Annotated in this window: 13 protein-coding genes; 4 read left to right on the top strand and 9 right to left on the bottom strand. The window is 67.5% G+C overall.

Features of this window, described 5'->3' with window-relative positions; translation table 11 throughout:
- Positions 1-3 precede the first annotated feature (3 nt).
- The 8 genes from AC1DTW_RS07795 to AC1DTW_RS07760 all read right to left on the bottom strand — a co-directional run bounded on the left by AC1DTW_RS07795 (position 4) and on the right by AC1DTW_RS07760 (position 7,512).
- The gene (locus AC1DTW_RS07795; protein ID WP_477980455.1) at positions 4-939 is read right to left on the bottom strand and encodes a sugar kinase; all 936 of its coding nucleotides are present in this window, start codon (positions 937-939) and stop codon (positions 4-6) included.
- Entirely contained in the window at positions 936-2,453 is a 1,518-nt protein-coding gene (locus AC1DTW_RS07790; RefSeq protein ID WP_477980454.1) for a mannitol dehydrogenase family protein, read from the bottom strand. The genes AC1DTW_RS07795 and AC1DTW_RS07790 overlap by 4 nt, the downstream gene beginning before the upstream one ends.
- Positions 2,453-3,664: a D-mannonate dehydratase ManD gene (manD, locus tag AC1DTW_RS07785; protein WP_477980453.1), complete on the bottom strand. Its 1,212-nt coding sequence runs from the start codon at positions 3,662-3,664 to the stop codon at positions 2,453-2,455. Before manD ends, AC1DTW_RS07790 begins: the two co-directional genes overlap by 1 nt.
- A 49-nt stretch (positions 3,665-3,713) precedes the next feature.
- Positions 3,714-4,496 carry an amino acid ABC transporter ATP-binding protein gene (locus AC1DTW_RS07780; RefSeq protein ID WP_477980452.1) on the bottom strand — a complete coding sequence of 261 codons (783 nt, stop codon included), beginning with the start codon at positions 4,494-4,496 and terminating at the stop codon, positions 3,714-3,716.
- Positions 4,493-5,152 (bottom strand): amino acid ABC transporter permease, encoded by a 660-nt coding sequence (locus AC1DTW_RS07775; protein WP_477980451.1) that lies wholly within the window; start codon positions 5,150-5,152, stop codon positions 4,493-4,495. Before AC1DTW_RS07775 ends, AC1DTW_RS07780 begins: the two co-directional genes overlap by 4 nt.
- Positions 5,149-5,814: an amino acid ABC transporter permease gene (locus tag AC1DTW_RS07770; protein WP_477980450.1), complete on the bottom strand. Its 666-nt coding sequence runs from the start codon at positions 5,812-5,814 to the stop codon at positions 5,149-5,151. Before AC1DTW_RS07770 ends, AC1DTW_RS07775 begins: the two co-directional genes overlap by 4 nt.
- Before the next feature lie 16 nt (positions 5,815-5,830).
- A complete protein-coding gene (locus AC1DTW_RS07765) occupies positions 5,831-6,682 on the bottom strand; it encodes a substrate-binding periplasmic protein (RefSeq protein ID WP_477980508.1) in 852 nt (283 codons plus the stop codon).
- Between the two features lie 89 nt (positions 6,683-6,771).
- Positions 6,772-7,512 (bottom strand): FadR/GntR family transcriptional regulator, encoded by a 741-nt coding sequence (locus AC1DTW_RS07760; protein ID WP_477980449.1) that lies wholly within the window; start codon positions 7,510-7,512, stop codon positions 6,772-6,774.
- Between the two features lie 360 nt (positions 7,513-7,872).
- On the opposite strand from AC1DTW_RS07760, the gene AC1DTW_RS07755 reads away from it, so the two are divergent.
- The 4 genes from AC1DTW_RS07755 (at position 7,873) to AC1DTW_RS07740 (ending at position 12,757) form a co-directional block, all read left to right on the top strand.
- Positions 7,873-8,610: a tannase/feruloyl esterase family alpha/beta hydrolase gene (locus tag AC1DTW_RS07755; protein WP_477980448.1), complete on the top strand. Its 738-nt coding sequence runs from the start codon at positions 7,873-7,875 to the stop codon at positions 8,608-8,610.
- Positions 8,611-8,684: 74 nt separating this feature from the next.
- Positions 8,685-10,073, top strand: a complete 1,389-nt coding sequence (gene rimO / locus AC1DTW_RS07750; protein ID WP_477980447.1) for a 30S ribosomal protein S12 methylthiotransferase RimO — start codon at positions 8,685-8,687, stop codon at positions 10,071-10,073.
- 42 nt (positions 10,074-10,115) lie between these two features.
- Positions 10,116-11,498, top strand: coding sequence for an FAD-containing oxidoreductase (locus AC1DTW_RS07745; RefSeq protein WP_477980446.1), 1,383 nt, complete (start codon positions 10,116-10,118; stop codon positions 11,496-11,498).
- Between the two features lie 44 nt (positions 11,499-11,542).
- Positions 11,543-12,757: a PLP-dependent transferase gene (locus tag AC1DTW_RS07740; protein ID WP_477980445.1), complete on the top strand. Its 1,215-nt coding sequence runs from the start codon at positions 11,543-11,545 to the stop codon at positions 12,755-12,757.
- Between the two features lie 18 nt (positions 12,758-12,775).
- Here AC1DTW_RS07740 and AC1DTW_RS07735 read toward each other — a convergent pair whose 3' ends face one another.
- Positions 12,776-14,212 carry a cytochrome P450 gene (locus AC1DTW_RS07735; RefSeq protein WP_477980444.1) on the bottom strand — a complete coding sequence of 479 codons (1,437 nt, stop codon included), beginning with the start codon at positions 14,210-14,212 and terminating at the stop codon, positions 12,776-12,778.
- Positions 14,213-14,229 lie beyond the last annotated feature (17 nt).

The following is a 14,229-nucleotide window of genomic DNA, read 5'->3' as shown; positions in this document are numbered from 1 at the left end:
GGCTCACTTCAACACCGGCAAAGGTCGGCGAGGCAAACCATCCACGTCGCCCGGCATTTGGACCACCTGGGCGCCGATCCAGTTGCCACGCGCCAGCGCAGAAGGCCAGTCCAGGCCCTCCAGGCGGGCGCTGATCACACCCGCCGCGAATCCGTCGCCGGCACCGACGGTGTCGACGACCCGCGTCACCGGGAAACCCGGCACTGTGCCTTGTTCGCTTGCAGTGCGGTAGTAGGCGCCGTCGGCACCGAGCTTGATCACCACGACTTCGGCGCCGCGTCCCAGGTAGAAGGCCGCGATGTCGGCCGGCGCATCCAACCCGGTCAGGGTGCGGCCCTCGGCGAGGCCGGGGAGCACCCAATGCGCCGTCGCGGCGAGTCGATTGATGTGCTCGACCATCACTTCCTGGTCAGGCCACAAGCGCGGCCGCAGGTTGGGATCGAACGACACGGTGCGGCCCGCGTCGCGCATGAACTGCATACTGTGCGCCACCAGGTCCGCCGCGCCCGATGACAGAGCCGGGGTGATACCCGTCAAATGCAAGTGGCGCGCGGCGAGGAAGCTCGCAGCATCGAAGTCGGCGAGCGACAGTTCACTCGCGGCCGACCCCTGGCGAAAGTATTCCACCGTCGGATCCCTGCCATCGAGCGCGCGCGACTTGAGCATGAAGCCCGTCGGCCGCTGCGGATCGATAGTCACCCGGGTGCAATCCACGTTCTCGTGCTCCACCGCGCGACGAACGAAGTCGCCGAACGAATCGGCGCCGAGGCGGCTGACCCAGCGCGCGCGCAAACCCAGGCGCGAGAGACCGATCGCGACATTGGTCTCGGCGCCCGCGAGGTGCTTGGAGAAACGCTCGGCGTCAGCCAGTGCGCCCGGATCGTCGGCCACGAACAAGGCCATGCTCTCGCCGAGCGTGATGACGTCCGGCGGCGTCACCGGCACGCCTCCACCGCGGCGCGCACGCCGCGCTCGCGCAGCGCGTACGTCTGCCGTGCCACCTCCTCAATGAAGCGGGGCTGCTCCGACAATTCGCCGAACAGGTTGGAACGGCGTACGAAGACTTCGACGCGGCGTCGCTCGCCGGCCAGGGTGTCCGCCACTTCCGCGCAAGCATCTTCGGCCTGTGCCAGCGCTTGCGCCAGCGCGTCGGCCAGTGGATCCTGGATGTCATAGCGCCGGCCGGCCTCATCGATGCCGCGCAGATAGTGCATCCATGCCGCCACGGCCAGCGCGAGTCGATCGATCGAGGCATCGGCGCGCAGCCGCTCGGCGATCGTGCCGAGCAGGCGTTGCGGCAGCTTCTGCGAGCCATCCATGGCGATCTGCCGCGTCTGGTGTTGCAGCGCAGGATTGGCGAAGCGCTGCAAGAGGCGGGCGGCGTATTGCTCGAGGTCCAGCCCGGCCAGCGGCGGCAGCGTGGGCGCGATCTCGTCGCGCATCAGAGTGGCGATGTATTCGCGCAGCCACGGCTGGGCGATTGCGCCATCGACGGTCTCGAATCCAGCCATCGCGCCGAGGTACGCGAGTGCCGAATGCGTGCCGTTGACCATTCGCAGCTTGAGCTTCTCGTAGGGTTCGGCCTCCGCCACGAACCGCGCGCCGCCGATGGCCCAGTCGGGTCGCCCGGCAGCGAAGCGGTCTTCCACGGCCCAATCGAGGAACGGCTCGCCGAGAACCGGCCAGGCGTCGTGGACACCGAGCCGCGCGCCGATGCGTTCACGATCGGCGTCGACGGTGCGCGGCACGATGCGGTCGACCATCGAATTGGGGAAGGTGCAGCCTGCCCCGATCCATGCCTCTAGTTTGGGGTCGACACGTTGCGCGAACGCGAGAACCAGCCCCTTCAGCGTGTGGCCATTGGCCGGCAGGTTGTCGAGCGACATCAGCGTGATCGGCCCGAGTCCACGCTCGCGTCGGCGCTGCAAGCCTCGCACCAGCATGCCCACCGCGCTGCGCGGCGAAGCTTGATGCACCAGATCGTGCGCGATGTCGGGATGCTCGAAGCGCAACGCATGCGTCGCCGGGTCGTGGCAGTAGCCTTTTTCGGTGATCGTGAGGCTTGCGATGCACGTGTCGCCGTGCGCGATGCGCTCCACCACCGCCGCCGGGTCTTCCGGCGCAACGAGCACTTCGAGCAGATTGCCGATGACCTGCAGCATCTCGCGTGGCGAGCCGTCGCCGGCCGCGTCGCGGATCGCCACCGTGTACACGCCGCCTTGCGGCTTCAGCGCATCGCGCGTGTCGGGCTGGCGCAGCGAAACGCCGACGATGCCCCAGCGCAGATCGTGCGTCGCATGCAGCGCGGCTTCGGTGATGACGGCCAGATGGGCACGCTGGAAGGCGCCGACGCCCAGGTGAACGATGCCCGCCCGCAGCGCCGCGCGGTCGTAGCGTGGACGTTCGACGTCGGCGGGCAGACGGCCGAGCGCCGCCGGATCGAGGCGCATCATCACCAGTCCCACATCGCGCCGTCGCGCTGCAGCCGGTTCACCGGCAGGTAGGCGCGCTTGTACGGGTACTTCATGGCCAGCGCCTCATCGATCTCGACGCCGTGGCCTGGAACGTCGCCCGGGTACAGCATGCCCTGCTCGAAGGTGTACGCATGCGGGAACACGGCATCGGTTTCCGGCGTGTGCCGCATGTATTCCTGAATGCCGAAGTTGGGCACCGAGATGTCGAAGTGCAGTGCCGCCCCCATGCACACCGGCGACAGGTCGGTCGCGCCATGGCAACCGGTGCGCACCTGGTACATCGCGGCGAGGTCGGCGATGCGGCGCAGGTGCGTGATGCCGCCGGCGTGCACGACGGTTGCGCGGATGTAGTCGATCAACTGGTTCTCGATCAGGTCCTTGCAGTCCCAGATCGAGTTGAAGATCTCCCCCACCGCGATCGGGGTGGTGGTGTGCTGGCGGATCAGCTTGAATGCCTCCTGGTTCTCGGCGGGAGTCGGGTCCTCCATCCAGAACAGGCTGTAAGGCTCGAGCGACTTGCCGAGCCGCGCCGCTTCGATCGGCGTCAGGCGGTGGTGCACGTCGTGCAGCAGATGGTGGTCGAAGCCCAGCTTCTCGCGGATGCGCTCGAACAGCTTGGGCGCATGCCGCAGGTACTTGTCGGTCGACCAGTCGTGCTCGGACGGCAGATCGGCGTCCGCTGGTTCGTAGAAGGTGGTGCCGCGCCCGACGCCATAGACCTTCTCGAGACCCGGCACGCCACTTTGGGCGCGGATGGCCTTGTAGCCCTCGGCGGCGTAGCGCAGCACTTCGTCGACGGTGTGTTCGATGTCGCTGCCGTTGGCGTGTCCGTAGACCATCACGCCGCTGCGGCTCTTGCCGCCGAGCAGTTGGTACAGCGGAAGGTTTGCCGCCTTGGCCTTGATGTCCCACAGAGCGGTGTCCACCGCGGCAATCGAGGTCATTGTCACCGGGCCGCGGCGCCAGTAGGCGCCGCGATAGAGGTACTGCCAGATGTCCTCGATCTGGTGCGCGTCGCGGCCGATCAGGCACGGGATGACATGCTCCTGCAGGTACGTTGCCACGGCGAGCTCGCGGCCGTTGAGCGTGGCGTCGCCGATGCCGGTGATGCCCTGATCGGTCTCGATCTTCAGGGTGACGAAGTTGCGCCCGGGGGAGCAGACGATGACGCGTGCGTCGGTGATCTTCATGAGCGGACTTCCTGTGAGGCGCGACGGACGAGCGTGCTTGGCATGGCCATCAAGCGTGCCAGCCCAGGTGCCCGAGGAAGTCGCGCGTGCGCTCGGCGGTTGGGTTGTCGAAGATCTGTTGCGGCGGCCCTTGCTCGACCACCTTGCCGTGGTCGAACACCACCACCCAATTCGCCACCTGCCGCGCGAAGGTCATCTCGTGCGTCACCACCACCATCGTCATGCCTTCGTCGGCCAGGCGCTTCATCACGCTCAGCACCTCGCCGATGGTCTCCGGGTCGAGTGCCGAGGTCGGCTCGTCGAACAGCATCACCTCAGGCTCCATCGCGAGCGCCCGGGCGATCGCCACGCGCTGTTGTTGACCGCCCGACAGGTTGGCCGGAAAGTTGGTCGCCTTGTTGCTCAACCCCACCTTGTCGAGCAGCGCCTTGGCGCGCTCGCGCGCCTGCGTCTCGTTCATGCCAAGCACGGTGATGGGCCCCATGGCCACGTTGTCGAGCGCGTTCTTGTGCGGGAACAGCTCGAAGTTCTGGAACACCATGCCCATGCGCCGGCGGATCTTGCGCATCTCGTTTTCCGATTCGGGCAGCGGCTGGCCGTCGAACAGCACGCGTCCGCCGTTGATGCTTTCGAGCGCGTTGGTGCAGCGGAGCAGTGTCGACTTGCCCGAACCCGAGGGGCCGATCAGGCACATCACCTCGCCCTTGTGCACATCGACGGACACGCCGTCGATGGCGCAGAAGCTGCCGTACATCTTGCGCACCTGATCGTAGACGACGACCGGCGGTTGGTCGGCGCCCTTGCGCATCTGACCGTTCAATGCTGTGTTCATTCCTTCACCTCGAATTTCTTCTGAATCCAGTCGACCAACTTGGCCTGCGGGTAGCCCAGCAGCCAGTAGATGGCGGCCATGGCGGTCAGCATCTCCAGCACGCGGAAACTCTGCGAGCGGATCTGCATGGCCACGTGGGCGAGTTCTCCAACGGCGATCACCGATACCAGTGAGGTGTCCTTGAACAGCGATACCCAGGTGCTGGCCAGTACCGGCAGCACGCGGCGCCAGGCCTGCGGGATGACGATCTGCCGCATCGCCTGCCAGCGGCTCATGCCCATCGCCTTGCCGGCTTCGAACTGGCCCTTGCGAATCGAGTTGATGCCCGCGCGAAAGGTCTCGGCGTTGTAGGCCGAGACGTTCAGGCACAGCGCGACCAGGCCGGTGGAGAACGCCGAGAACTGGATGTTCAGGAACACCGGCATCACGTAGAACGCCCAGTACACCAGCAGGATCAGCGGCAGGTTGCGGAAGAACTCGACAAAAGATGCACTGAAGCCTGATAGCAGCCGCGAGGGCGACAGCCGCATCAGCGCCAGCACGATGCCGCCCGGGACCGCCACCGCCATCGTCAGCACGGTGAGCAGCACGGTCATGCCGACACCCTCGGCAAGGTCGGCGCGATGCTGCCAGACAATGTTCCAGTCGAGTGTCATGACCGCCCCAGGTGCGCAACCCGCCGGTAGAGTGAATCGATCAGCCGCGTGCCTGGAAACAGGATCACGAAGTACACGAGCATCGCGAAGGTGAACACTTCAATCGGGTGGTAGGTCTGCCCGGCGATGGTTTCCGAGCGCTTCATGAATTCCGGCACCGCGATCACGGCGGCGATCGCCGTGTCCTTGACCGTCACCGAATACAAGGACCCGAGCGCGGGCAGCATCCGCACCAGGGCTTGTGGCAACACGACCTTGCGCACAATCTGCGCGCCCGACATGCCGAGCGCTCGGCCCGCGCGGATCTGCCCTGGTCTGATCGACTCGATACCGGCCCGCACGACTTCGGCCACGTAGGCGGAGATGTGCAGCGTGAGCGCGAACAGAGCGGCCCAGAAAGGCGGGAAGTTGAAGCCGCTGATGATGGGTACCGCGAAGTAGACCCACACCAGCACCACGAGCACCGGAATGGCACGCACCGAGTCGATGTAGAAGGTCAGTACCAGCGCCAGCCAGCGCGGCCCGTACAGCCGAAGCAGAGCGAGTGCCGTGCCCGCCGCCGCGCTGGCGACCAGCGTGAGAACGGACAGCAACAGCGTCGTGCCGAGGCCCGCCAGCAGGTACTGCCAGTTGTCCCAGATGGGAGAGAAATCGAGTTCCATGGCGCCAACCGTGGCGTCAGTTGAGCGTGCCGATGATGCGCTGCTCGTCGGCGGCCAGCTTGGGTTCCATCTGCTTGGATACAGCGCGCAGCCATTCGAGGTAGACGGTCTGGTTCTTGTCGATCGCCAGGCCCACCGGACTGGCCTTCTCGGTGCTGTCCTGGCAGTTGTTTTCCTTCGGCAGCGCTGCAAGGGCCTTGACCTTCTTCGTCAGCGTCACCCAGGGCACGCGGTTGATCGGTGCCGCGTCGGCACGCTTGGCGAGGATCTCTTCCACCGGTGCGGCCGAGCCAGAGCTCGAGACGCCGCGCAGCTTGGCCTTCGGGAACCGCTGCTTGACCCAGTTCTCCTCGGCGCCGCCGGTGAAGTAGGCAATCGTCACCTCGGGCGTGTTCAGGTCGTCGACCGATTTGGCGGCGGCAAGCTTCGGATTGTCGGCACGGCCGAACATGCACACGCTGGTGCGTGAATAGAGGACGAAGTCCACCACCTGCAGCCGCTCGGGCGTTTCGGCCAGCGGCGTGATGCTCATGTCGACTTGGTTGGAGGCGAGGACCGGAATCTTGGTCTCGTGGCTCACCAGCACCGCATCGACCTTCACGCCGAGCAAGCGCGCATATTCCTTGGCCAGCACCCAGGCCGGACCAGCCCAGGCTTCGCCACCGCCACCGCCGGTGTTCTCCACCAGCCAGGGCGAGTTGGACAGGACGCCAACCCGCAGGACACCGGCCTTCTTGATCGCGTCGATGCGCGGGCTGGCGCCGGGCGCGGGGACAGCTTGTGCAAACGCCGCGCCGAGCGTGGCGCTGAGCAGCAGGCCGGCAAGCAGCTTGGGGACGTGGCTTCGCGCGGGAGTGGAATGTGTCATGGTCGTGTCTCCTGAAAACAGCACCGCCAGGCGCTGGTGGTGGCCGGTCGATGCCGGTGGAAGCGAAACGATGTCGCGAGCTTGGGCTGTCAGCGCCACGCTTGGGTGAATTCCCCGATCACGCGTTCGAGATGCGCGCGCATCGCCGCGCGCGCGCCAGGCGCATCTCGCGACAGCAGTGCGTTGAACACGCGCTGGTGGTCTTCTTGCGAGGCCAAGCGCAACTCGGTGGTGTGGAAGTGCTCGTCGATCTTGGCCCAGACCGGGCCCTTGGCGTGGTCCCACATCGCGGTGACCATTTGCAGCAGCACGGTGTTGCCGGTCGACTCGGCGATGCGCAGGTGGAACAGCCGGTCCGCCGCTTCGTTGGCTGCCTTGTCGGCCATGTTCTCCCGCATGTCGACCAAGGCCGCGAAGATTCGATCGAGGTCCGCATCCTTTCGGGACTCTGCTGCCACCGAGGCAATTTCGCCTTCGATCAGGGAGCGTGCGCGAAGCAGTTCGAACGGGCCGGGTCCAGCCTCGGGCAGGAACGTCGCGGGGGTCTTCAGCGCGGCAAGCGCCTGGCTGACGTAGATGCCCGAGCCGCCGCGGACCTCGACAGCGCCTTGGACTTCAAGCGCAATGATGGCTTCACGCACGGACGTGCGGCTGACGTCGAACCGTTCGGCAAGCGCCCGCTCCGAGGGGAGGCGCTCGCCCGGCTTGAATTCGCCCTGGCCGATGAGGGCCAGGATCTGGGCTGCCAGTCGCTGGTACTGCCGGTCCGTGCCGACTCCCGAACCGCCATCTGCGTCCGTTGCCTGAGTGATGAGTTGAAGCGTAGTCATTGTGGATAAGGTGGCTGGACCAAATTAGATGTGGTCTACCTGCAGTTCGCCAGCATGGTTACGCTTGCTTGCCTACATGTGGCCAGACCAAAAGTATCGTTGGTCAACCAGTCCAAGCCATAGTGGTTTACCACTAAGATGGCGGTCATACCGGAATGGCTTGAAGGAAAACGCGCCCAGTGCGCCCTGGCCCGTCTTGGTACGACGCCGTCGACCGCAACTTCCGCAATCGGTCCGCACGGCTGCAAATAGCGGCAAACGATCGTTCGCCGGGTGCCAGCTGGCCGAAGTGCAAATGCACCGGCGCCAAGACGGCCAACTGCCTCAGTGCCGACCAGATCGACACTATGAAGATCGCCGGTGTTGCGAGCCGTCAACGAAGCTCGCGTTGCCACCGCCGAAGCGGTGATCTACACGACGCCGCCGCAAGCCATTTCCACGGCCAACTCGCTGTCGTACTCGCTCGGCTACAACTTCGACACAGAGCCGACCAAGCTCTACCAGACCACCGCGGACTTTCCGCAATCGACCGCCGACATGATCTTCACCGATGCCGTCGACCTCTCGCGGTTCAAGGGGCGCGGCGGCAAGATGATGATCTACCAGGGTGGGAGCGATTCATCCGTGTCGGTCAAGGACATCCTGCGTTGGTATGACGCGATGAACGTGCAGATGGGCTCGAAGGCGCAGGACTTCGCGCCCATGTATGTGGTCCCCGGCATGGCGCATGGCAGCGGCGGTCCCGCCACCGACAGCTTCGACATGCTGCCGCAACTGGTCGAGTGGGTGGAGAAGGGCATTGCGCCGGACTCGGTGGTGGCCTCGGCCACCAATCCAGGGTACTTCCGGGTGTCTTCGCGGACGCGGCCGCTGTGCGCGTATCCGAAGCAGACCCGGTACAAGGGCCCCGGCGACATCAACGACGCGGCCAGTTTCACCTGTCAGTGGCTCTGCGGTTCACAAGGAGACTCGTATGATGACGCTCGCTGCACGATGGTGGGTTCACCCGAGCGTATTGAAGCTTTCTCGGTCTTTCTGCTCTGCTACGTCGCTGACCGCTTTCGGGCGGCCGATCTGGATCGGCCAGAGGCAGCTTAGGGTCGACAGGAGCCAGACGCCGTGAACCCGCCGGCCCGCTTAGCGCGCGGGGCCGATGACGGACAATTGCCCGCATGGCTTCAAACACTTCTTCCGCAGGCGTTTCGAACACTCCGACCGTTGCGTTCGTTTCGTTAGGCTGCCCGAAGGCGCTGACCGATTCCGAGCTGATCCTGACGCAGCTGCGCGCCGAAGGCTACGACACCTCGAAGACCTTTGCCGGCGCCGATCTGGTGATCGTCAACACCTGCGGCTTCATCGACGACGCGGTGAAGGAGAGCCTGGACACGATCGGCGAGGCGCTGGCCGAGAACGGCAAGGTCATCGTGACCGGCTGCCTGGGTGCGAAGGCCGGCGAGGCCGGCGGCAACCTGGTCCGCCAGATGCACCCGAGCGTGCTCGCGGTCACCGGCCCGCATGCGACGAACGAGGTGATGGACGCGGTGCACCTGCACAGCCCGAAGCCGCACGACCCGTTCGTCGACCTCGTGCCGGCGCAAGGCGTGAAGCTGACGCCGCGTCACTACGCCTATCTGAAGATCAGCGAGGGCTGCAACCACCGCTGCTCGTTCTGCATCATCCCGAGCATGCGCGGCGACCTGGTCTCGCGTCCGATCGGCGACGTGCTCGGCGAGGCGCAGCGGCTGTTCGAGGCCGGCGTGAAGGAACTGCTGGTGATCAGCCAGGACACCAGCGCGTACGGCGTCGACGTCAAGTTCCGCACCGGCTTCTGGGACGGCCGCCCGGTCAAGACCCACATGACCGACCTGTGCGAGAAGCTCGCCGAACTCGCCGCCACGCACGGCGCGTGGGTGCGGCTGCACTATGTCTACCCGTACCCGCATGTCGACCAGATCCTGCCGCTGATGGCCAGCGGTGCGGTTCTGCCGTATCTCGACGTGCCGTTCCAGCACTCGCACCCCGATGTGCTGAAGCGCATGAAGCGGCCGGCGAACGGCGAGAAGAACCTCGAGCGGCTGCAGCGCTGGCGCGAGGCCTGCCCCGAGATCGTGATCCGCAGCACTTTCATCGCCGGCTTTCCGGGCGAGACCGAGGCCGAGTTCGAGCACCTGCTCGACTTCATGCGCGAGGCGCAGATCGACCGTGCCGGCTGCTTCGCGTACTCGGCGGTGAACGGCGCCACCGCGAACGAGTTGCCCGGCATGCTGCCGGTCGAGCTGCGCGAGGAGCGCCGCGCACGCTTCATGGCGGTCGCGGAAGGCGTGTCGGCGGCGAAGCTCGCGCAACGCGTCGGCGCGACGATGCAGGTGCTGGTCGATTCGGCGCCGGCGCTCGGGCGCAAGGGCGGGGTCGGGCGCTCGTATGCCGATGCGCCCGAGATCGACGGCAGCGTCAAGCTGCTGCCGCCCGAGAAGGCGTCGAAGGTCTTGCGCGTCGGCGAGTTCACGCGCGTGCGGATCGTCGGCACCGAGGGTCACGATCTCGTCGGCGTGCCGATCTGACTTGCCGGGCGTAGAGTGGGCGGCTCGAATCCGGGAGCCGTCATGCAGAAGCACTTCGACGCGATCGTCATCGGTGCCGGTCAATCCGGGCCGTCTCTCGCCGCGCGCTTCGCGCAGGCCGGCAAGCGCGTCGCGCTGATCGAGCGCGAGCACCTGGGCGGCACCTGCGTCAACGACGGCTGCATCCCGACCAAGACCCTGGTCGCGAGCGCGCGCGCCGCGCATGTCGTGCGCCATGCGGCCGATTTCGGCGTGACCGTCGCCGGCGACTTCAAGGTCGACATGCGCGCCGTGAAAGCCCGCAAGGACGAGGTCGTCAACGAGTCGATCGCCAGCCTGACGACGTGGCTCGGCGGGCTGCCGGGCTTGACGCTGATCCGCGGCGCGGCGCGCTTCGCGGGCCCGAACCGCGTGCGCGTCGACGACGACGAACTCAGCGCGCCGCAGATCTTCATCAACGCCGGCGGCAGCCCGACCGTGCCCGACTGGCCGGGCCTGCGCGATGTGCCGTACCTGACCAACACCTCGATGATGGCGCTCGACACCTTGCCCGAGCACCTGGTCGTCGTCGGCGGCAGCTACATCGGCCTCGAGTTCGCGCAGATGTACCGGCGCTTCGGCAGCCGCGTCACGGTGATCGAGGCCGCGTCGCGGCTGATCGCGCGCGAGGACGCCGAAGTCTCGGACGCGGTGCGCGCGATGCTCGAGCAGGAAGGCATCGCGATCCACCTCGGCGCGAAGAATCTCGCGATGGCGCGCGCCGGTGCCGACGTGCGCGTCGGGTTCGACCTCGAGGGCGCCGCCGCGCAGTCGGTCGTCGGCAGCGATCTGCTCGTTGCGATCGGGCGCCGGCCCAACACCGACGGGCTCGGGCTCGATGCGGCCGGCATCAAGGTCGACGCACGCGGCTTCATTGCGGTCGACGACGAGTTGCGCACCAGCGTACCGGGCATCTGGGCGCTCGGCGACGTCAACGGCAGGGGCGCCTTCACGCACACCTCGTACAACGAATTCGAGATCGTCGCGGCGAACCTGCTCGACGGCGGCTCGCGTCGCGTCTCGGATCGTGTCTCGACCTACGCGCTCTTCACCGACCCGCCGCTCGGCCGCATCGGCATGAGCGAGGCCGAGGTGCGCGCCAGCGGCCGCGCGGCGCTGGTCGCGAGCCTGCCGATGGCGCGCGTCGGCCGCGCGCGCGAGCGCGGCGAGACGACCGGCTTCATGAAGGTGCTGGTCGACGCGCAGACGCAGCGCATCCTCGGCGCCGCGCTGCTCGGGATCGAGGCCGATGAGGTCGTGCAGCTGCTGCTGCTCGCGATGGCCGCCGATCTGCCGTACACGCGGATCACGCAGACGATGTGGATCCATCCGACCGTGACCGAGCTGCTGCCCACGCTGTTCGCGGCGCTGGAGCCGCTCACCTAAACTGCGGCGTTGCCTGCCTTGACCATGTTGACCACGAGAACCCGATGACCGAGCGCGCCGTTTTCCCGCCCACCGACGCCATTGCGACGACGCTGATCCATCACCCGTACCAGGCGCCGGCGGGCTTCGCGGCGCCGCAGCCGGGCGTGTTCAAGGCCTCGACGGTGATCTTCGCGAACACCGCCGCGATGCGTGCGCGCAACTGGAGAGAGAAGACCGGCTACACCTACGGGCTGCACGGCACGCCGACGACCTTCACGCTCGAGGAGCGCATTGCGACGCTCGAGGGCGGGCTGCACACGGTGCTCGTGCCGAGCGGGCTGGCGTCGATCGCGCTGACCGACATCGCGCTGCTGCGCGCCGGCGACGAGCTGCTGATCCCCGACAACGCCTACAACCCGAACAAGGAGCTTGCGCGCCACGAGCTCGCCGGCTGGGGTATCGCGCACCGCTTCTACGACCCGCTCGATGCGAACGCGCTCGCCGCGATGCTGACCGAGCGGACCCGGCTGGTCTGGATCGAGCCGCCCGGTTCGGTGACGATGGAATTCCCCGACGTGCCGAACCTCGTGCGTGCGGCGCGCTCGAAAGGCGCGCTGGTCGCGCTCGACAACACCTGGGGCGCGGGGCTCGCGTTCAATCCGTTCCGGCTCGAAGGCGACGACAAAGAGGCGCTCGGGGTCGACGTCTCGGTGCATGCGCTGACCAAGTACCCGTCCGGCGGCGGTGACGTGCTGATGGGCGCGGCGACGACGCGCGACCCGGCACTGCACCTGAAGCTCAACGCCGCGCACATGCGCATGGGCTGGGGCATCGCGGCGGACGACGCCGAGACCGTGCTGCGCGCACTGCCGTCGCTGCCGCTGCGCTACGCCGCGGCCGATGGCGCGGGTCGCACGCTCGCGCAGTGGTGGTCGCAGCGGCCCGAGATTGCGCAGGTGCTGCACCCGGCACTGGCCGGATCGCCCGGCCATGAACACTGGCAGCGCCTGTGCACGCAGTCGGCCGGCCTGTTCTCGATCGTCTTCGATGCGCGCTACGACGCCCGGCAGGTCGATGCCTTCGTCGACGCGCTGCGGCTCTTCAAGATCGGCTTCTCGTGGGCCGGCCCGGTCAGCCTCGCCGTGCCCTACGACCTGACGACGATGCGCAGGCAGCCGGCCTGGCGCGGCATGCTGGTGCGCTTCTCGGTGGGGCTGGAGGCGGTCGACGACCTGATCGCCGATTCGCTGCAGGCGCTCGCCGCGTTGCAGCGCTGAACGTCGCCGCCGAGCGCGTCAGGGGCGCTCGCGCAGGCGCATCCGCAGGCCGACCGGCATCATCGTGAACGCGAGATGCTCGACCGCCTCGCCGCCGCCGGGCGTCGTGACAGCCTCGATCTCGAAGTGGCTCAGCAGCATCGCCATCGCCATCTTGATCTCGAGCAGCGCGAGGTAGCGGCCCGGGCAGACGCGCGGGCCGGCGCCGAAGGGCATCGAGACGCGCTTGGCCGAACTCGCGGCCTGGCCCGGCGCGCCGTCGGCGAGCCAGCGTTCGGGCCGGAACGCCTGCGGATCGGGGAAGTGGCGCTCGCTCAGGCTGTCGCCGCGCATCACGCACCAGACGCTGGTCCCGGCCGGAACGCGGATGCCCGCGACGACCGTGTCGCGCAGTGCCTCGATGACCTGGAACGGCCCGACCGGCTTCAGCCGCATCGTCTCGTGCGCGCAGGCTTCGAGGTAGTCGAGCGCGGCGATGTGCTCGGGCGTGAACTCGCGCGAATCGAGCGCCAGCGCGCGGACCTCGTCCTGCGCGCGCGTCAGCGCGGCGGGATGGCGCTGCAGCAGGTAGATCATCCACGCGAGCGTGTTCGCGGTGGTGTCTTCGCCGGCCAGCAGCATCGTCAGCACGTTGCCGGCGACCTCGCGGTCGCTGACGCTGCCGCCCGCGTCGGCCGCGACGATCATCGCCTCGAGCAGGTTCGGCGGCTGCGCGCGGCGCGGCGGATCGGCCTCGAGCCGGGCACGCGCCTGCGCGATGAAACCGGCGATCGCTTCGTTCACCGCGACGACGCTGCGCTCGAGCGCGCGATCGGCGGCGCGCGGAAACCAGCGCCACCATGGGACCAGCGAGAACACGCGCCGCGACAGCGCGGGGAAGATCTTGTCGAGGTGCTGCTGGATCACCTCTTCGTCGGATTCGAGCGTGTTGACATCGGCACCGAAGGCGAGCCCGGCGATCGCGTCGACCGTGAAGCGCATCAGCTCGGGCTGCAACTCGATGTCCGCGCCGGCACGCACCGTGCGCAGCCAGCGCCCGCGCAGGCGCTGTGCGACCTTCAGCAGCGAGGGAAAGTAGGCCCGCACGTGCGCCGGGTCGAAGCCGGCCATCACCATCCGCCGCTGGCGCCTCCAGGCTTCGCCGTTCGCACCGAACACGCCCGGTGTCAGGCCCATCTCGAGGCCGATCGTCTCCAGGTGCTTGGTGCGGCGAAAGCCGTCGGGGCGGTCGCGCAGCACCGCGCTCAGCGCCTCGTGGTCGGCGATCCCGAGCAGCGTGCGCGGACCGAGCTTGAAGCGGAAGAACGGCCCGAATTCGCGACTCCAGGCTTCGACGCGCTGGTGCAGCCGGCCGCGCTCGACCTGCAGCGCGTTGCCGACGATCGGCAGGCCGCGCGGGCCGGGCAGGTCGGCAATCTCGCGCAGCGCTGTCGTGGTGGGGGTGTCGACGTCCATCGCTGCCTCCGCTTCGA

The organism is Rhizobacter sp. P5_A1 (assembly GCF_056400745.1).
The sequence above is the reverse complement of the archived record's forward strand: the minus strand, read 5'-3'. Positions and strand labels throughout refer to the sequence as shown.

Bases quoted from the DNA above. Each gene is read 5' to 3' on its own strand.
- AC1DTW_RS07790 (WP_477980454.1), bottom strand. From the start codon at position 2,453: ATGATGCGCCTCGATCCGGCGGCGCTCGGCCGTCTGCCCGCCGACGTC.
- manD (WP_477980453.1), bottom strand. From the start codon at position 3,664: ATGAAGATCACCGACGCACGCGTCATCGTCTGCTCCCCCGGGCGCAAC.
- AC1DTW_RS07780 (WP_477980452.1), bottom strand. From the start codon at position 4,496: ATGAACACAGCATTGAACGGTCAGATGCGCAAGGGCGCCGACCAACCG.
- AC1DTW_RS07775 (WP_477980451.1), bottom strand. From the start codon at position 5,152: ATGACACTCGACTGGAACATTGTCTGGCAGCATCGCGCCGACCTTGCC.
- AC1DTW_RS07770 (WP_477980450.1), bottom strand. From the start codon at position 5,814: ATGGAACTCGATTTCTCTCCCATCTGGGACAACTGGCAGTACCTGCTG.
- AC1DTW_RS07765 (WP_477980508.1), bottom strand. From the start codon at position 6,682: ATGACACATTCCACTCCCGCGCGAAGCCACGTCCCCAAGCTGCTTGCC.
- AC1DTW_RS07760 (WP_477980449.1), bottom strand. From the start codon at position 7,512: ATGACTACGCTTCAACTCATCACTCAGGCAACGGACGCAGATGGCGGT.
- rimO (WP_477980447.1), top strand. From the start codon at position 8,685: ATGGCTTCAAACACTTCTTCCGCAGGCGTTTCGAACACTCCGACCGTT.
- AC1DTW_RS07745 (WP_477980446.1), top strand. From the start codon at position 10,116: ATGCAGAAGCACTTCGACGCGATCGTCATCGGTGCCGGTCAATCCGGG.
- AC1DTW_RS07740 (WP_477980445.1), top strand. From the start codon at position 11,543: ATGACCGAGCGCGCCGTTTTCCCGCCCACCGACGCCATTGCGACGACG.
- AC1DTW_RS07735 (WP_477980444.1), bottom strand. From the start codon at position 14,212: ATGGACGTCGACACCCCCACCACGACAGCGCTGCGCGAGATTGCCGAC.